At 25.2% G+C, this 20,223-nt stretch carries 13 protein-coding genes and 2 pseudogenes; 9 read left to right on the top strand and 6 right to left on the bottom strand.

The genetic code is table 11. From position 1 onward, the window contains the following. Window position 1 precedes the first annotated feature (1 nt). From ilvN to RJT40_RS00725, 6 genes and pseudogenes are all read left to right on the top strand, one after another. On the top strand, window positions 2–475 hold the full coding sequence (ilvN, locus tag RJT40_RS00750) for an acetolactate synthase small subunit (RefSeq protein WP_343182664.1): 474 nt from the start codon (window positions 2–4) through the stop codon (window positions 473–475). A gap of 46 nt (window positions 476–521) precedes the next feature. After that, a complete protein-coding gene (rsmH, locus tag RJT40_RS00745) occupies window positions 522–1,460 on the top strand; it encodes a 16S rRNA (cytosine(1402)-N(4))-methyltransferase RsmH (RefSeq protein WP_343182663.1) in 939 nt (312 codons plus the stop codon). An 82-nt stretch (window positions 1,461–1,542) separates the two neighbouring features. Continuing rightward, window positions 1,543–2,805, top strand: coding sequence for a cell division protein FtsA (ftsA, locus tag RJT40_RS00740; protein WP_343182662.1), 1,263 nt, complete (start codon window positions 1,543–1,545; stop codon window positions 2,803–2,805). A 29-nt stretch (window positions 2,806–2,834) separates the two neighbouring features. After that, a pseudogene (ftsZ, locus tag RJT40_RS00735) lies at window positions 2,835–3,789 on the top strand (cell division protein FtsZ); the annotation flags it as partial. 244 nt (window positions 3,790–4,033) lie between these two features. Next, on the top strand, window positions 4,034–4,375 hold the full coding sequence (gene erpA, locus RJT40_RS00730; protein WP_343182660.1) for an iron-sulfur cluster insertion protein ErpA: 342 nt from the start codon (window positions 4,034–4,036) through the stop codon (window positions 4,373–4,375). A 25-nt stretch (window positions 4,376–4,400) separates the two neighbouring features. After that, window positions 4,401–5,117 (top strand): 5'-methylthioadenosine/adenosylhomocysteine nucleosidase, encoded by a 717-nt coding sequence (locus RJT40_RS00725; RefSeq protein ID WP_343182659.1) that lies wholly within the window; start codon window positions 4,401–4,403, stop codon window positions 5,115–5,117. An 89-nt stretch (window positions 5,118–5,206) separates the two neighbouring features. Here the strand turns inward: RJT40_RS00725 and lpdA are convergent, their stop codons facing one another. The 6 genes and pseudogenes from lpdA to truA all read right to left on the bottom strand — a co-directional run bounded on the left by lpdA (window position 5,207) and on the right by truA (window position 15,245). Next, on the bottom strand, window positions 5,207–6,628 hold the full coding sequence (gene lpdA / locus RJT40_RS00720) for a dihydrolipoyl dehydrogenase (RefSeq protein WP_343182658.1): 1,422 nt from the start codon (window positions 6,626–6,628) through the stop codon (window positions 5,207–5,209). An 89-nt stretch (window positions 6,629–6,717) separates the two neighbouring features. Beyond that, window positions 6,718–7,932 carry a 2-oxo acid dehydrogenase subunit E2 gene (locus RJT40_RS00715; RefSeq protein WP_343182657.1) on the bottom strand — a complete coding sequence of 405 codons (1,215 nt, stop codon included), beginning with the start codon at window positions 7,930–7,932 and terminating at the stop codon, window positions 6,718–6,720. Window positions 7,933–7,945: 13 nt separating this feature from the next. Further along, the gene (gene aceE / locus RJT40_RS00710) at window positions 7,946–10,609 is read right to left on the bottom strand and encodes a pyruvate dehydrogenase (acetyl-transferring), homodimeric type (protein ID WP_343182656.1); all 2,664 of its coding nucleotides are present in this window, start codon (window positions 10,607–10,609) and stop codon (window positions 7,946–7,948) included. A gap of 118 nt (window positions 10,610–10,727) precedes the next feature. After that, complete coding sequence (locus tag RJT40_RS00705) at window positions 10,728–11,771, bottom strand: GMP reductase (RefSeq protein ID WP_343182655.1); 1,044 nt, start codon at window positions 11,769–11,771, stop codon at window positions 10,728–10,730. A gap of 83 nt (window positions 11,772–11,854) precedes the next feature. Beyond that, a pseudogene (secA, locus tag RJT40_RS00700) lies at window positions 11,855–14,343 on the bottom strand (preprotein translocase subunit SecA). Between the two features lie 116 nt (window positions 14,344–14,459). Next, entirely contained in the window at window positions 14,460–15,245 is a 786-nt protein-coding gene (gene truA, locus RJT40_RS00690; protein ID WP_343182652.1) for a tRNA pseudouridine(38-40) synthase TruA, read from the bottom strand. 295 nt (window positions 15,246–15,540) lie between these two features. On the opposite strand from truA, the gene thrA reads away from it, so the two are divergent. The 3 genes from thrA to thrC are packed head-to-tail and all read left to right on the top strand — an operon-like array spanning window position 15,541 to window position 20,213. Continuing rightward, complete coding sequence (thrA, locus tag RJT40_RS00685) at window positions 15,541–17,973, top strand: bifunctional aspartate kinase/homoserine dehydrogenase I (RefSeq protein ID WP_343182651.1); 2,433 nt, start codon at window positions 15,541–15,543, stop codon at window positions 17,971–17,973. Window positions 17,974–17,989: 16 nt separating this feature from the next. Then, a complete protein-coding gene (thrB, locus tag RJT40_RS00680; RefSeq protein WP_343182650.1) occupies window positions 17,990–18,922 on the top strand; it encodes a homoserine kinase in 933 nt (310 codons plus the stop codon). 4 nt (window positions 18,923–18,926) lie between these two features. Then, the gene (gene thrC, locus RJT40_RS00675) at window positions 18,927–20,213 is read left to right on the top strand and encodes a threonine synthase (protein ID WP_343182649.1); all 1,287 of its coding nucleotides are present in this window, start codon (window positions 18,927–18,929) and stop codon (window positions 20,211–20,213) included. Window positions 20,214–20,223: the final 10 nt, after the last annotated feature.

The raw sequence follows: 20,223 nt of genomic DNA, 5'->3' as shown, positions 1-20,223 counted from the left end.
TATGAAACAAATTTTATTAATATTAATAGAAAATGAACCAGGATCTTTATCTCGTGTAGTAGGATTATTTTCGCAACGCGGATATAACATTGAAAGCATTACTGTATCTCCAACAGAAGATATAACGCTATCAAGTGTAACAATTCAAACAAATGGTGATAAAAAAACAATTGAACAAATTGAAAAACAACTACATAAACTCATTAATGTTTTTAAAGTAACACAGGTAAATCAAAAACAATATATAGAAAGAGAAATTGCTTTAATTAAAATCAAAAACTCTGGATATTCAATTGTACAATTAGAAATTATCATCAAAATATTTCAAGGAAAAATAATCAACATTAACCACAAAACATATGTAATACAAATGATAAATTCTAATGAAAAAATAAATGATTTTTTAAAAATTGTAAAAAAAACTACCAAAATTATCGAAATATCACGTTCAGGAATTATCGGAATACAAAAATGATCAATAAAAATTTAACATAGAAATTCATACTGCAAGAAAATATTTCATGAATAATAAAAAAAAACACCAAACAGTTTTATTAAAAGAAACTATCCAATCATTAAAAATAAAAAAAAATGGAATATATGTTGATGGAACATTTGGAGAAGGTGGACACTCTATAAAAATTTTAGAAAAACTAGGGGAAAATGGAACATTATATGCTATTGATCAAGATCCAGAAGCAATTAAAATAGCTAAAAAAATAACAGATCATAGATTTCATATCATTCATGGTAATTTTGCAGAAATAGATCTTTTTTTTAAAAAAAATAAAATAAAAAAAAAAATTGATGGAATTATATTAGATTTAGGAGTATCAACTATGCAAATCATGTCTAAAAAACGAGGTTTTTCATTCAATTTAGATGGCCCATTAGACATGCGCATGAATCCAAAAATCGGAATATCTGCATCAAAATGGATAAATCAAGAAAAAATAAATAAAATTTATAAAGTATTAAAATATTTTGGAGAAGAAAAATTTTCAAAAAGAATTGCAGAGGCAATTAAAAAAACAAGAAAAAAAAAACCAATTATTACTACATTAGAACTATCCAACCTTATCAAATCTCATATTCCATGGGAAAAACGTCATAAACATCCTGCTACAAAAAGTTTCCAAGCAATTAGAATATTTATTAACCAAGAAATAAATTTATTAAAAATTTTTTTAGATAAAATATTAAAATTTTTAAATTATAAAGGAAGAATATCAATTATTAGTTTCCATTCTTTGGAAGATAGATTAGTAAAACAATTTATGATAAAAAATAGTAAAAATCCACATTTTTTAAATAAAATTCCATTAAAAGAAAATGAAATATTGCAATTATATCAAAAAAAACTGAAAATTATTCATCGAATTTTTCCAACAAAAAAAGAAATCATCAATAATCCGAGATCAAGAAGTGCTATTTTAAGAACTGCAGAACTAAAAAATTAATTTTTTTTTGATCAATAAAACATAAAATAAAAATTTTATTAGTATAAAATATGTTTGAATGGTAGAGATAGGTTAAAATATAATGAGTAAAAAAAACCAAAAATTAATAATTGGATTAGATATCGGGTCTACAAAAATTGTTGTAACAGTTGGAAAAATACTAAAAAATAGAATTATTAAAATTATTGGTTTTGGAAAATGCCATTCTCAAGGAATAGATAATCATGGAAACATAAAAAATTTAAAATCAATTTCTTCTTGTATAAAAAAAGCTATTAATGAAGCTGAAATTATAGCTGAATGTAATATTTCTTCTATATACGTCTCTATATCTAATAAATACATAAAATGTAAAAACGAAATTGGAATTGTTCCAATTTACAATAATGAGGTAACAAAAAATGATATTAAATATGCAATTTATACAGCAAAATGCATAAAATTAAAAGAAGGATATAGTATACTACATATTATACCACAAGAATATTCCATTGATCAAGAACATGGAATAAAAAATCCAATTGGATTGTCAGGATGTCGTATGCAAGCAAAAGTGCATTTAATCTTGCATAAACATGATATTCAAAAAAATATCATTAAAGCAATTAATCAATGCAATGTCAAAATAAAAAAAATAATATTTTCCGGAATTGCATCTGGTCAAGCAGTATTAAAATTAGAAGAAAAACAATCTGGGGTATGTATTATTGATATAGGTGGAAATAATATCAGTATTGTCATTTATATTAATGGTTCCATACAGCACAGTCAAGTCATTCCATATGCAGGAAATATTGTAACTCATGATATTGCATATGCATTTAATACATCCTTTGATAATGCAGAAAAAATAAAAATTAAATATGGATCTAAAATATCTTCATCGTTATCAACATCAGAAATAATTAATATTTCTACTAAATATGGAATTAGTACAAAAAAAATTCAACAAAATACTTTAATTGAAGTTATTGAATCTAGATACAAAGAGTTATTTTATATAATTAGCAATATTATTATTCATATTCAAAAAAAACTATACGAGAAAGGACAAAAATATAAGATTAATTCTGGAGTTGTTTTAACTGGAGGAGGATCACAAATTAAATTAATCAAAAAAATAGCACAAAAAACATTTAATATGCCAATACGAATTGGAATGCCAAAAAATATAAAAACATATAATGACCAAATTATTCATCCTAGTTATTCCACGGTTTTAGGATTATTGAAATACGCAGAAAAAAAAATCTTTTATAAAAAAGAAAAACACAAAAAAAATACAATTTTAAGCAAAATATATAATAAATTGCATCTATGGTATAAAAAAATCACTAAAATATAACAATTAAAAATATTTATATAGAGGAAAATATGTTGGAATCTATGGAATTAAGTAATAATGCAATAATAAAAGTACTTGGTATTGGAGGAGGTGGAGGTAATGCCGTAGAACATATGGTAAGAGAAAAAATAGAAGGAGTGGAATTTTTTGCAATTAATACTGATGCACAGGCATTAAAAAAAATAGAAGTAGGACAAACAATCCAAATAGGAAAAAATATTACTAAAGGGTTAGGAGCAGGATCAAACCCAGAGATTGGAAAACATGCAGCAGAAGAAGATAGAGAAGCAATACATACAGCTCTAGAAGGAGCAGATATGGTTTTTATAGCCGCTGGAATGGGTGGAGGAACTGGAACGGGAGCTGCTCCAATCGTTGCATCTATTGCAAAAGAAATGGGAATATTAACTGTTGCAGTAATCACTAAACCGTTTGTATTCGAAGGAAAAAAAAGAATGATATTTGCTGAACAGGGAATAGTTGAACTGTCAAAATATGTTGATTCGTTAATTATTATCCCAAATGATAAACTTTTAAAAGTACTAAATCGAGGAATTTCTTTACTCGATGCATTTAGCGCTGCAAATAACGTATTAAGAGGAGCAGTACAAGGAATAGCTGAATTAATCACTAAACCTGGATTAATGAACGTAGATTTTGCTGATGTAAGAACCGTTATGTCAGAAATGGGTTATGCAATGATGGGAACTGGATTATCTTCAGGAGAAAACCGAGCAGAAGAAGCTGCTGAAATTGCTATATCTAGTCCATTGTTAGAAGATATTGATTTATCTGGAGCTAATGGAGTATTAGTAAATATTACCGCTGGAACAGATCTAAGATTAGATGAATTTGAAACAGTTGGTAATACTGTCCGATCATTTTCTTCTGACAATGCTACAGTTGTAATTGGAACTTCTCTAGATTCAGAAATGAATGATTCTCTACGAGTCACGGTTGTTGCTACTGGAATTGGGATAGATCAAAATAAAAATAATAAATTTTCTAATAATAAAAATCTACATCAAGAAAATACAACAAATAATTATCGTTATCAAAATTTTCATTCCTGTATAAAAAGATCACATCAAAAAAAAATATATCGAAAAAATATTGAAATAAAAAAAAATAATATTAAGGAACCAAATTATTTAGATATACCAGCTTTTTTAAGAAAAAAATAAATTAAAAAAAATAATTATCTTAAACAATATAATCACAAAAATATATGATAAATTTTTCAAAACTTCAAATACAATTTACTAAAAACGCTAAAAAAAAAATTACACAATTAATAAAAAATGACATGAATGAAAATTTATATTTTAGAATATATATTACTGGAGGAGGTTGTAACGGATTTCAATATAAATTTAAATTAGAAAAAAAAATTAAAAAAAACGATTTTTTTATGCAACAAAAATTTAAAATAGTGATTGACGCAATTAGCTTAAATTATATTCAAGGAGGAACAATTGATTACCAAGAAACATTAACAGGAACAAAATTTGTTGTATTAAATCCAAATGCAAAAAGTACATGTAGTTGCGGAACATCCTTTAGTATTTAAAATTCAAAAGAAAGAGTATAAATATATGAAAATTGGCGTTATTTATGCCATGAAAAGTGAACTATTAATATTTAATAATGAAATTTACAAAATTAAAAAAATTAGTAATTCAGTACATGAATTAAGTTTAACAAAGAATAAAAAAAAAATTATTTTTATACAATCCGGAATCGGAAAAACAGAAAGTAGTATTGCTTGCACGATATTAATTAAAATATATAAAGTAAATTTTATTATCAATATTGGATCAGCAGGAAAATTAAATTCTTCAGTAAAAATATTTGATATAATTATTGCAAAAAAAGTTTCTTATTATGATGTTAACTTAAAAAGTTTTGGTTATAAAGAAGGACAAATTCCTAATTATCCTAAAATATTTAAAACAAATTTAATTTTAAGAAATGTATTAAAAACAATATTAAATTATTATTCTATTAAATATCAAGAAGGATATATTGTTAGTGGTGATACGTTTATTGATAAAAAAAGTAAAATAAAAAGAATACTACAAAAATTTCCTATAGCCATATCAGTGGATATGGAATCATCTTCCATTAAACATACATGTTACAAATTCCGTATACCATGCTTGATTATAAAAATCATCTCAGATCATTCAAAAAAAAAAGCTTCTTCTCTTTTCAAAAAAAATATAAAAAAAACTTCTATAAAAATAAAAAAAATAATAACAATTTTAATAAAATTTATAATATCAATTAAAGAAATATATTTCGCATTGTGATGAAATAATAGATTTTTTTTATTATATAAAATATAAAGAATTATTGAAAAAATAATTCTTTATAAAATAATGAATTTAATTTTTTCATATTACCGAATATTTGATTTTGAATTCACCATATCAGTAATAGTTCCTTGTATAATTTGTGCAGACAAATTAATTGATTCACACAACGTAGGATGTGGATGAATTGTTAATACTATATCTTCTATATCACAATTCATTTCTATTGCTAATGTAATTTCTGAAATTAATTCACCTGCATTTCTTCCAACAATCACTCCGCCAATAATTGTTCTATTATCTTTATTAATAATTAATTTTGTTATTCCATTAGAACAATTTGATACTAATGCTCGTCCAGAATTTTTCCACGGGAAAACTGCAACTTCATAGTTAATATTTCTTTGTACAGCTTCTCTTTCGTTTATCCCTACCCAAGCAATTTCTGGATCAGTGTAGGCAACTGAAGGAATAACTTTTGGATCAAAATAATGTTTATGTCCAAAAATAACTTCTGCAGCAATATGACCTTGATGCATACCTTTATGAGCTAACATCGGTTGTCCAATCACATCTCCAATTGCGTAAATGTTAGAAACGTTAGTACATAATTGATTATTTACCTTAATAAAATTATTTTTATCTAATTCAACATTAATTTTTTCTAAGTTTAAACCACTAATATTTGGTTTTCTTCCAATTGCTATAAGAATAGCATCATAAAATATTTTTTTTTCACTTCCAGAATTTAACATCGTAACTGCAACTTGATTATCTTTTATGAAAATATCTTTAACATTTGTTTCTAACAAAATATTAAAATCTTTACAAACCGAAGAAGTAAAAACATCAATCACATCTTTATCTAAAAATGGCAAAATTCTTTTAAAACGGTCAATTACATCTACTTGAGTACCAATTGTGCTATAAAAGGTTGCCATTTCTAATCCAATAATTCCTGAACCAATGATTAACATCTTCTTTGGAATAGTATTTAATGATAAAGCAGTCGTTGAATCCCATATATATTTATTATCTATAGGAAAATTTGACAATGTGATTGGTTTTGATCCTGTCGCAATAATAACATTGTCAAAATGTACATGTATCATTTCTTTTTTACCATCAACGACTACAGTATTTTTATTTAAAAAATAACCAGTTCCGTTTAATAAAATAACATTTCTTATTTTAGATAAACTTTTTAGTCCACGTGATAAATCAGAAAGAGTTTTATTTTTATTTGCTTTAATAAGATTTATATCAATTGTAGGATCATTAAATATAACACCTTGAGTTGACAATTCTCTTGCTTCTTTTATTACTTTTGCTATATGTAATAAAAACTTTGAAGGAATACAACCAACATTTAAACATACTCCGCCTAATGTATCATATTTTTCAACCAGTGTTACATTTAATCCTAGATCTGCACTTCGAAAAGCTGCTGCATAACCAGCAGGACCAGAGCCAAGAACTAAAACCTGTGTATGAATCTTCCGAATCATTTTTATACCCTCTATAAAATTTTAGAATTTTTTTATTTTAATATTATAATATACTTTTAAAATATAATAAATAAAAATAATTTAAAAAATTAAATTAATAATAATCTAATATCTGATAATATTTTATTAATATACGTAATAAATCGTGCGCCATCTGCACCATCAATAATACAATGATTATAAGATAATGAAATTGGTAACATTAATTTAGGAACAAAAATTTTTCCATTCCAAATAGGTTTATAACAAGATCGAGAAATTCCTAATATAGCTGCTTCCGATCCATTAATAATTGGAGAAAAATATGTACCACCAATTCCCCCTAAACTAGAAATTGTAAAGCAACCACCCTGAATATCTAACATATTTAAATTACCCTGGCGAGCACTATTCGATTTATGAAATATTTCTTGAGAAATTTCAAACAAATTTTTATTTTTTACATTTTTAATCACTGGAACTATTAATCCATGATTTGTATCTACAGCAATTCCAATATTTATATATTTCTTTAAATAAATAGTATTACCATCTCGAGAAATAGAACTATTAAAATATGGATATTTTTCCAATCCTTTAGAAATAGCTTTCACAACAAAAGTTAATAATGTAAGTTTATTATTTTTTTTCTCTTTATTGGATTGATTATATTGAATACGAAAATTTTCTAAATCAGTGATATCTATTTCATCAAATTGTGTTACATGCGGAATAGTAGACCAATTTTTAGATAATACATCTCCAGTACGTTTTTTTATTTTATTAATAATGACTTTTTCTATTTCACCAAACTTATTGCAATTATTCTTTTCAGGATTCACGGTATCTTGAAATATATTATTTTTACTAACATGAGAATTTAAATCGTTTATATAATTATCAATATCTTTTTTAATAATTCTATTTTTTCTTCCACTACCAACAATATTATGTAAATCAATATTTTTAGACCTTGCTAATCTACGAATAATAGGAGAGGCATAAATAATATTAAGATCTTTCACTTTTGATTGTTTAATATTGTCAACATCTTTATCACTATTATAAATAGTGTTCTGATTTTTAAAAGTATTTTTTAATTGCATAATCATAATAATAGAGTTTTTCTTAACAATATCAGAAATTTTTACTTTAATTTCCTTAACTATACCAGTATGTGGAGAAGGAATTTCCATAGAAGCTTTTTCTCCTTCTATAACAATTAAACCTTGCTCTTTTTTCACATAATCATTAACATGTACTAAAATCTCTATTACTTCTGCTTGATCAATTCCAATATCTGGGATTTTAATTTCAGTATCCACTGCACTTTACCTCTCATACAAAAATTGGATTGATTTTTTCTGTATTAATATTAAATTTTATTAACGCATCAACAATAATTTTTTTATCTATGATGCAGTGATTAGATAATTCTGTCAATGCAGCAATTACAATATAATGAGCATGAATTTCAAAATACTGACGTAAATTTTTCCTACTATCTGAACAACCAAATCCATCTGTTCCTAACACTCGATAGGTCTTGGCTGGTATATATTTCCGTACTTGATCAGCAAATAATTTCATATAATCAGTTGCAGCTATTGCTGGAGCATCATTCATAACTGTTGTAATATATGGAACTTTTGGATTTTTAAAAGGATGTAACATATTCCATCTTTCACAATCTTGTCCATCACGAGCTAATTCAGTAAAAGAAGTCACACTGTAAACATCTGAACTAATACAATAATCATTATATAAAATGTGTGCGGCCTGAATTACACTTCTTAAAATAGCTCCTGACCCTAATAGTTGTACTTTATATTTTTTACCTATCAGAGAATTTAATTTATATATTCCTTTAATAATACCGACTTCCATTCCTTTTAACATTTCTGGCATATAATAATTTTCATTCATAGTAGTAATATAATAATATATATTTTCTTGTTTTTCTCCATACATTCTTATTAAACCATTGTGTATAATAACAGCTATCTCATATGCATATGCAGGATCATAAGAAATACAATTTGGTATTGTTAAAAAATGAATATGACTATGTCCATCTTCATGTTGTAATCCTTCTCCATTTAAAGTAGTCCGACCAGAAGTTCCTCCAATCAAAAATCCCCTAGCCTGTTGATCTCCAGCAGCCCAACACAAATCACCGATTCTTTGAAATCCAAACATTGAATAATAGATATAAAATGGAATCATTGGAAAATTATTATTGCTATATGAAGTAGCTGCAGCTAACCATGAAGCAGCTGCTCCTAGTTCATTAATCCCTTCCTGTAATATTTGTCCTTTTTGATCTTCCTTATAATATAATAATTGATTTTTATCTTGAGGAATATATTTTTGACCATGAGGATTATAAATTCCAATTTTTCTAAATAAACCTTCCATTCCAAATGTACGAGCTTCATCGGCAATGATAGGAACAATTCTATTTTTTAAAGATGAAAAATTTAATAAAATATTTAATATACGAACAAATGCAATAGTTGTAGAAATCTTTTTTTTTTGTTGGACAAATAAAGAAGAAAAATCATTTAAACTAGGTAAAAACAATTCTTCTGTAAACCGAGTTATTCTTTTTGGAATATATCCTCCTAATGCCTTCCTTTTTTCGTGTAAATAAATATACTCCGGAGAAGATTTTTCGAACTTAATAAAGGGAAGTGAGGGAATTAAATTTTCTTGAACTGGAACATCAAATCGTTTACAAAAATATTTTAATTCATGAATATTCATTTTTTTCACTTGATGCGCAACATTTTTTCCTTCTGCTACATCTCCCATTCCATATCCTTTTATAGTATGAATTAAAATTACTACTGGTTTATCTTTTGATTGTTTTGCTTTATGAAAAGCTGCAAAAATTTTTTTAGGATCATGTCCTCCTCTATTAAGCATCCAAATTTCTTCATCAGACATATCTTGAACTAATTGTAGAGTTTCAGAATATTTACCAAAAAAATGTTTTCTAATATAAGATCCATCTTTAGATTTAAAATTTTGATAATCTCCATCTACCGTTTCATTCATTAATTGAATTAATTTCCCACTATTATCTTTTTTTAATAAATGATCCCAATGATCTCCCCAAATTACTTTAATTACTTCCCATCCCGCACCATAAAAAATACTTTCTAATTCGTCAATAATTTTCCCATTTCCAATTACTGGTCCATCTAATCTTTGCAAATTACAATTAATAACATATATCAAATTATTTAATTTTTCTCTCGCTGCAATAGTAATTGCACCTTTTGATTCTGGTTCATCCATTTCTCCATCACCTAAAAAAGCATAAACAGTTCTGTTATTTGTGTTTTTTAAATTTCTATTTTCAAGATATTTTAAAAATTTTGCTTGATAAATTGCATTAATAGGACTTAATCCCATAGAAACTGTAGGAAATTGCCAAAAATTTGGCATTAATTTTGGATGAGGATATGAAGGAAGGCCATGACCAAAAGTTTCTTGTCGAAAATTATCTAATTGTTTTTCTGTCAAACGTCCTTCTAAAAAAGCACGTGAATAAATTCCAGGAGAAATATGACCTTGAAAATAAATTAAATCTCCGTCATGATTCTTATTTTTCGCATAAAAGAAATGATTAAAACAAACTTCATAAATAGTAGCAGCAGATTGAAAAGAAGATAAATGTCCCCCTAAATCTAAATTTTTTTGAGAAGCACGTAAAACCATAATAATAGCATTCCATCTTACAACAGATCGAATTCTTTTTTCAATCTCTAAATTTCCTGGATAATCTGGTTCAAAATTCAACGGAATCGTATTAATATAATCTGTTACCAAAGTATTTATTGAATTTTCAGAATCGTATTTTCTAATTTTTTTTATTAACTGATGTATTATAAAACGAGCGCGATATAATCCATTTTTTAGTATTACTGATTCTATAGAATCTATCCATTCAACTGTTTCAATAGGATCGATATCCGAAAAAAAGTGTTTTATCATATCTATGATTCCTAGTATTAAATTTTATTTAAATATAAAACATAAAAAATAATCATTACTCACATTATAATATATAATATTTTTATATATTATCATGTCAAGTAACATATTAAAATATTTAATGATTATTAAAAATTTTATTTTCCTGCTCAAAAACACGAACAAATGTAGTACGCTTTGTTAGTTCTTTAATTGTAGTAGCCCCAACATAAGTACAAGTAGAGCGTATACCACCTAATATATCATGTATAGTATTTTTTATCGAACCCTTGATTAATATTTTTACTACTTTTCCTTCTTCAGTTTTATAATCATCAACTTTTCCTTTATGTAAACACATAGCATATTTAGAACTCATACCATAAAACACCATAAATTTCTGATTATTTTCTTGCACCATAGATCCTTCACATTCTACATGTCCTGCAAAAATTCCACCAATCATAACAAAATCAGCACCAGCACCTATTGCTTTTGAAATATCTCCAGATTCAGTACAACCACCATCGCTAATAATATGCCCTTTCAAACCATGTGCTGCATCTGCACATTCAATAACAGCAGATAATTGAGGATATCCAATCCCTGTTTTAATTCTCGTGGTGCAAACTGAACCAGATCCTATACCAACTTTAACAATATCTACACCAGAAAGTATTAACTCCTCAACCATTTCTCCAGTAACTACATTACCAGCACAAATCACTTTATTAGGAAAATCCATTCGAACTTTTTTTACAAACTGTACAAAATGTTCAGAATATCCATTGGCTACATCAATACAAATAAATTTTAATAATGGAGAAAGAGATAATATATTTTTTAATTTCATATAATCTTTTTTTGCAGTACCAGTAGAAATCATAATATAATTAAATTTTTCTTTTGGAAGAGAAGAAATAAAATTTTTCCAATCAGAAATATCATAATATTTATGTATTGCTGTTAAAATTTTAAAATCAGATAAAACCTTTGCAACATTAAATGTGCCAATAGTATCCATATTTGACGCAATAATTGGAATACCTTTCCAAAATATATTAGAATGTTTAAAAAAAAAACTCCTACATAAATTTACTTCAGATCGACTTTTTAACATAGATCGTTTTGGACGAATTAAAACATCCTTAAATCCTAATTTAATACTTTCTTCAATACGCATTTTTTATTCCAAAAAAAATTAATATTCCATTATTTTATTTACAAAAAAAAATAAAAAATAAATTAATTAAATAAAATATAGTGCTATACATTAAATATTTTTTTTACAATTTTAGAAAAAATTGTATACTGTAATACATCTAACATGTTAGAAAAAACAAAATATGACTCCTTAATGTATTCTTGTTTAGGATCCTTTTGCGCATAACATTGAAAATGTATACCAGAACGTAAGTATTCCATAAAAGATAAATGTTCACTCCAAAAAAAGTCTAATGTATTTAACATAATATTTTTTTCTATAATACATAAATAATCACTTCCATAAACTTTTTTTGACCGATTATATTGATATAACATACGAGAGTAAATAGTATTAACAAGATCTTCTCGAGAATTTTTTCTATTTTTATTAAACCACTCTATTATGGAAATAGAAAAATTAAAATCATTTTTTAAAAATTTTTCTATCAATGATACATCCCATTGTTTAATATTTTGACTCGGACAACATATATTAATCATTTTAGTTAATATTTCTAATAATCGTTTTTTAATAATTAACGTCATATCATTCATGTTAACAATATTATTTCGTATAGTATAAATAATCTTTCTTTGTTTATCTAAAATATCATCATATTCTAATAATCGTTTACGTGTTTCAAAATGATGATTTTCTATTTTTTTTTGTGCATAAGAAACAAGTTTATTAATCCAATTATGTTGAATAGGTTCACCAAATTTTAAACCAAAATTTTTTATCATTTTCTGAACTTTTTTTGAAACAAATAAACGTATTAATGGATCTTCCATGGATAAATAAAAACGTGATGATCCTGGATCACCTTGTCTGCCCGATCTACCCCGTAATTGATTATCAATACGTCTTGATTCATGACGCTCAGTTCCAATAATATGTAATCCTCCTATTGAAACAATATAATCATGTTCTTTTTGATTATTTTCTTTATTTTTTTTATATAAAAAATTAGAAAAATATTTTTTCTTTTTATTTAAACATCCTCCTAAAATAATATCAGTACCTCTTCCAGCCATATTAGTAGAAATAGTTACAGCACTTAATCTACCAGCTTCTGCAATAATACCTGCTTCTTTTTCTAAACACTTTGCATTTAACACATTATGACTAATACCCAATTGATATAATTTTTTAGAAATAATTTCTGATTTATAAATTGAAGTAGTACCAACTAAAACTGGTTGTTTTTTTGAAATACATGTTTTTATATCTTCAATCACTGCAATAATTTTTTCTTCTTCAGAAACATACAAAAGATCAGAAAAATCTTTTCGAATCATCGGGCAATGTGTTGGTATAACTATTGTATCCAAATTATAAATCATTTTAAATTCAAATTCTTCCGTATAAGCTGTTCCAGTCATTCCAGAAATTCGATTATATAGTTTAAAATAGTTTTGTAATGTAATCGATGCCAAAGTTTGATTTTCATTAAATATTTTTACTTTTTCTTTTGCTTCTATTGCCTGATGTATTCCATCTGACCATCTTCTATCCAACATCATTCTGCCAGTATGTTCATCTATAATAACTATTTTTTTATTTTTTATAATATAATCTACATCACAATTAAAAACAATATTTGCTTTTAAAGAAGAAATAACATACTGTAAAAATATAATATTTTTAATAGAATATAAAGATTCATTTTCACAAATTAATTTATACTGTATTAATAGTTTTTCAATTTCTATAAATCCCAATTCAGTAAAAAAAACCTGTTTATTCTTTTCATCTACAAAATAATATCCGTTTTTTTTATTAACTTTCATATTTTTTTGATTTTTTTCAATCAAAATTAAAACAATATTATTAATAATATGATAAATTTTTGTACTTTTTTGAACAGGTCCTGATATCACCAATGGCGTACGTGCTTCATCAATCAAAATAGAATCTACTTCATCAATTAAAACATAATATAATTTTCTTTGTACACGATCTTTCTTAGAAAACACCATATTATCACGTAAATAATCAAAACAAAACTCATGATTAGTACCATAAGTGATATCACATAAATATGCTTCTTTTTTCTGTTGAATCGACATTCCAGATAAATTAATTCCAACAGTCAAACCAAGAAATTCAAAAAGTTCTTTATTTTTTTTTGCATCTCTTTTTGCTAAATATTCATTCATTGTCACAATATGCACTCCAAAACCCAATAAAGCATTTAAATATGCAGATAAAGTAGATGTTAATGTTTTACCTTCTCCTGTACGCATTTCAGCAATACAATTATTATGCAAAACAATTCCACCTAATAATTGAACATCAAAATGTCGCATATTAAAAATTCTTTTACTAGATTCTCGAACTACAGCAAATGCCTCAGGCAATAAATTACGCAATGAACATCCAGTTAATAAAGATTTTTTAAAAAATTGAGTTTTTTTTTTAATTGATTATCTGATAACTTACTAATATATGCTTCCAAAATATTAATTTTATCAACAATTTTTTTCATACTATTAATCTTTCTACTATTTGTATCACCAAATAAAAAATTAAATATTTCTAAAAACATAAAATTACTCTCGCTTCATAAAATTAATACAAATAGATACATTAATAAATGTATAAAATATATTAATTTAAGTAAATAAAATTATAACAATCAATACAAAAATTAACACATATTATTTATATATTACATGGTACGTTAAATATCTTTGGATATTTAACTGACAGCAAATATAAACCATTTGGTTTAGCAGTAAACGAACAAAATTTACGATTTCTTTTTTTTAAAACATATTGCATCCAATAAGATCTTTTGTGCATTTTACCAACTTCAATCAAACATCCAACAATATTTCTTACCATATATTGCAAAAAAGAATTCGCTTGAATATCAATAAAAATAAAATTTTTAAAACTAAAAACATTAGTATAAATAATTTTTCTGTACGCTGTATATGATTGACAGGTACTAGAACGAAATGAGCTAAAATCATACTCTCCAATTAAATATTGACTAGCTTGATACATTGCATATACATCTAGTTTATTATAAATATGATTAGCATAATTATGTAAAAAAGGAGACCTGTAATTACTATTATAAATAATATATCTATAACAACGTGAAACTGCACTATAACGAGCATGAAATTTATTAGACACTCTGCCAATCCACTGTACAGCAATATCGGAGGGTAAATAACTATTGATACCCAAAATCCAAGAAATATCTCTACGAACTGAAACAGTTGTAAAATGTATTATTTGTCCTATACTATGTACTTTAGCATCAGTTCGACCGGAACATATTACACTAACTTTGTGATTTGCAACATTTGATATAGCCTTTTCAACTATTTTTTGAATACTTAATATATCAGATTTTTGGTTCTGCCAACCATGATAATAACTACCATTATATTCCACTCTTAAAGCAAATTTTTTAATTTTAGTATTTTCAATCATAATACTTGACCTATAATATATAATAAAATGTATTTTTAGTCATTATGATAATTTATACATCATAATATATATTAAAATAAAAAATAAAAAATAAAATTATTAAAAATATTTTCAAAAATTTTTTTGAAAAATATTTTCTAAAATTAAATAAAATCATATAAGGTAATAATTTATTTTAACATAATTTAGAATATAAGTATCATTTTTTTATTAAATATTTTTATTAAAGATCAATTTAAAAAAAATGTTATACAATAAATAGCATAACTACATGTAGTTCGGAGATATTAAATAAATGAAAATACTTAAATTCGGTGGAACATCTGTAGCAAATTCAACCAAATTTTTAGAAGTATCAAAAATCATTGAACAAGAATTTCAAAAAGAAGATTTAGCAATTGTCTTATCTGCTCCAGCAAAAGTTACAAACTATTTAGAACAAATAATACAAAATATAAAATGTAATTCCCCATCAGATGAAATTTTTCATAAATTAAAAAAAATTTTTTCTGAAATAATTTGTGGAATTAAAAATCAAAAAAAAAACTTTCCCGACAAAACAATTACTACATATATCATAAACAAATTTGATTACATTCAGAAAAATATTAAAAAAACAAAAAAACATAATAAATGTGATCAATTGTATGCAAAAATTATCTCAATGGGAGAAATTTTTTCTATAAAAATTATGCAAAATATTTTTATTACTAAAAACATTCCTACTTTCCTGATTGACCCAAAAAAAATAATTATAGCCAAAGGAGACATATTAAACGCTCAAGTTAACATTGAAAAATCAAAGTTAAATATAGAAAAAGTAAATATTCCAAAAAAACATCTGATTTTCATGCCAGGATTCATTGCAGGTAATGAACAACAAGAACTAGTAACATTAGGTAGAAATGGCTCAGATTATTCTGCAGCAATACTATCCGTACTTTTAAATGCAAAGGTATGTCAAATATGGACTGATGTAAATGGAATTTACACAACAGATCCAAATGTTATCTCTACCGCAAGGGTATTAAAACACTTATCTTATAATGAAGCAAAGGCGTTATCTTTTTTTGGAGCAAAAGTCTTACACCCAAATACTATTTCTCCATTATCAAAAAATAATATTCCATGTATTATCAAAAATACAAAATATCCAAATGAATCAGGAACAATAATCAATAATAATCATCCGAAAAAAAAAACAATAAAGGGAATAACATATCTTGAAAATATTATAATGATAAAAATTAAAGTAGTTACACCTACGACTATTCATGAAATAACAAACCAAATATTTTCAGTATTTCTAAATAACAGTGTACACATCTTGTTTCAAAGTTATTCCAAAATAAAAGAAACAATATTTTTTTATATTACAATAAAAAAAAATCAACAAATTACATTGTTACACGATCAGTTAAAAAAAAAAAATAATAAAATAAAAAATATTACTATTAAAAAAAAAATAAAAATTATTTCAATAATTGGCAATACAATCAAAAGTAACATAAAGTGTAAAAACAAAATTTTTTCTATATTAAAATATACCAATTTAAATATATTAAATATTCATAACGAATTTTCCCAATATGCAATTTCAATTGTTACTGATAATAATAATATTCAAGAAAATATAAAAATTATACATGATCAAATATTTCATAAAAAAAAAATTATTGAAATATTTTTAATCGGAATAGGTGGTGTTGGAACAGCTTTAATACAACAAGTGCAAAAACAAAAAAATATACTTGAACAAAAAAATATTCAATTTAAAATTTATGGCATAGCAAATTCAAAATATATGTTATTTAATACTCATAAAATTCAATTAAATAACTGGAAAGAACAGCTATATCAAAAAAAAGAAAAATTTTGCATAAAAAAAATTATTTATAATTTAAAAACTGCAGCATTATATAATCCAACAATAATAGATTGTACCGCAAGTCAAACTATAGCCGATTGCTATGATACCATTTTAAAAAATAAAATTCACATTATTACTCCAAATAAAAAATTTAATTCAGGAAGTTGGAAAAATTATATTAATATTAGAAAAATATCCGATAAAGTCAATAAAAAATTCTTATATGAAACAAACGTTAGTGCTGGTATTCCAATTATTCACACATTAAAAAGTTTAATTAATGCAGGAGATAAATTAATTAAATTTAAAGGTATTTTATCAGGATCGCTGTCATTTATCTTTGGAAAATTGGAAGAAGGAATATCTATTTCTCAAGCAACTATTATGGCACAAAAATTAGGTTTTACTGAACCTAACCCAAGAGATGACCTATCAGGAATAGATGTAGCTCGAAAATTACTGATACTAGCTAGAGAAATCGGATATCAACTAGAATTACATGATATTGCAATTACACCTATCATTCCAAAAGAAATGATGAATATCAAAAAAAAAGAAGAATTTTTATCAGAATTATCTAAATTAGATAAATTTTTTTATGAAAAATATAAAATAGCAAAAGATAAAAATCAAGTATTGAGACTTATAGGAACAATTAAAAAAAATGGTATATGTCAAGTAAAATTAACTTCTGTAAAAAAAACAGATCCACTTTATACTGTTAAAAATGGAGAAAATGCGTTAACAATATATAGTCAATACTATAATCCTATACCGTTGGTACTACGAGGATACGGTGCAGGAAACAATGTGACCGCAGCCGGTATTTTTTCTGATTTATTACAGATATTATCATAACAGTTGGAAATTTAATATGATAAAAATTTATGCACCTGCATCTATTGGTAATATTAATGTTGGTTTTGATACTTTAGGCATGGCTATATCCCCTCAAGATGGATCACTACTTGGAGACTGTGTGACAATTACTTCAAATAATAGTTTTGATTTACAAAATGTTGGTAAATTTTCTTCACAATTACCTCAAAACATTAAAAAAAATATTGTTTGGAAATGTTGGAATCATTTTTGTATTATTCTGAAAAAAAAAATATCATGCTCTATAATTTTAGAAAAGAATATGCCTATTGGTTCAGGACTAGGATCCAGCGCTTGTTCTATCGTAGCAACTTTAGTAGCAATTAATAAATTTTGCAAATTACCATTAAATGAAAAAAAATTATTATCTCTCATGGGAAAAATTGAAGGAGAAATATCAGGAGAACCACATTACGATAATGTAGCACCATGCTATTATGGTGGACTACAATTAATTATTAATGAAAATAATTATATTAGTCAACCTGTACCATATTTTAAAAAATGGATATGGATTGTTGCATGGCCTGGAATTAATATTTCCACTTCTAGTTCTCGCTCTATTTTGCCATCAAAATATAAAAAAGAAATTTGTGTAGAACATAGTCGATTATTATCTGGATTTATTCATGCATCACATACTAAACAAGAAAGTTTAGCAATTATGCTCATGAAAGATATTATTGCAGAACCTTATCGAATACAATTAATTCCAAATTTTTTAGAAATTAAAAAAACAGTGTTAAATTTAGGTGCAATAAATTTTGGGATATCTGGATCAGGACCAACAATATTTGTAGTATGTAATAAACAAAGTAGAGCTGTTAAAATTAAACAATGGTTATCAGAAAATTATCTCAAAAATAAAAACGGATTTGTACATATTTGTCAATTAGATTTATTAGGAGCTAGAAAAATAGGGATTTAATATTATGAAATTATACAATTTAAAAAATTATTATGAACAAGTGAACTTTTTAAAAGCAGTAAAAATTGGATTAGGAGAAAATCAAGGATTATTTTTTCCAATTGATTTGCCTATTTTACATAAAAATCAAATAGAAGAAATGATAGAAATGGATTTTTTAACAAGAAGTGTAAAAATTTTATCTATGTTTATTGGGAACGAAATTGAAATTTCAAAATTAAAAAAATATGTTTACCATGCTTTTTCATTTCCAGGACCGAAAATCATTCCTGTAACAAAAAATATTTCATGTTGTGAACTATTCCATGGACCAACATTAGCTTTTAAAGATTTTGGTGCTAGATTTATGGCACAAATTATATCACATTTAAATAAAAAAAATAATATTGTCACAATACTCACTGCAACATCAGGAGATACCGGAGCAGCAGTAGCACATGCATTTTATAAAGCAAAAAATGTTAGAGTAGTTATACTATATCCACAAGGTAAAATTAGTTTATTACAAGAAAAACTATTTTGTACATTAGGGGAAAATATTACTACTATAGCAATTGATGGAAGTTTTGATGAATGTCAAGAACTAGTGAAAACAGCATTTCATGATGATGAATTAAGAAAAAAAACTGGATTAAACTCAGCTAATTCAATTAATATTAGTAGATTATTAGCACAAATTTGTTACTATTTTGAAGCATACGCATTAATTAATCCAGAACAACGTAGAAATTTAGTTATTTCCATTCCTTGTGGTAATTTTGGTAATTTAACAGCAGGGTTATTAGCAAAATCTATGGGACTACCTATCAAATCTTTCATAGCAGCAACGAATGCTAACGATACTGTTCCAAGATTTCTAAAAACTGGATTATGGAAACCATATAATTGTATTTCTACAATCTCTAATGCTATGGATATTAGCAGACCAAATAATTGGCCTAGAGTAGAAGAATTATTTCATCGCAAAAAATGGAAATTAAAAACGTTAGGATTTGGAAGTGTATCAGATGAAATTACTACTGAGGAATTACTAAAACTAAAACATATGGGATATATTTCCGAACCACATGCAGCAGTAGCTTATAAATTATTGAGAGAGCAGATTCAAAATCATGAATTTGGACTATTTTTAGGAACAGCTCATCCTGTAAAATTTAAAAATATTGTAGAAAATATACTAAATGTAAAAATTTCTTTACCAAAGAATCTCAAATTATCATCTAAAATGCCAATACTATCACATTATATAAAACCTGACTTTTCTAAAATTAAAAAAATCTTACTTTCATAAAATGACATCT

Source organism: Buchnera aphidicola (Shivaphis celti) (assembly GCF_039349365.1).
Lineage (GTDB): Bacteria > Pseudomonadota > Gammaproteobacteria > Enterobacterales > Enterobacteriaceae > Buchnera_L > Buchnera_L aphidicola_AL.
The sequence above is the reverse complement of the archived record's forward strand: the minus strand, read 5'-3'. Positions and strand labels throughout refer to the sequence as shown.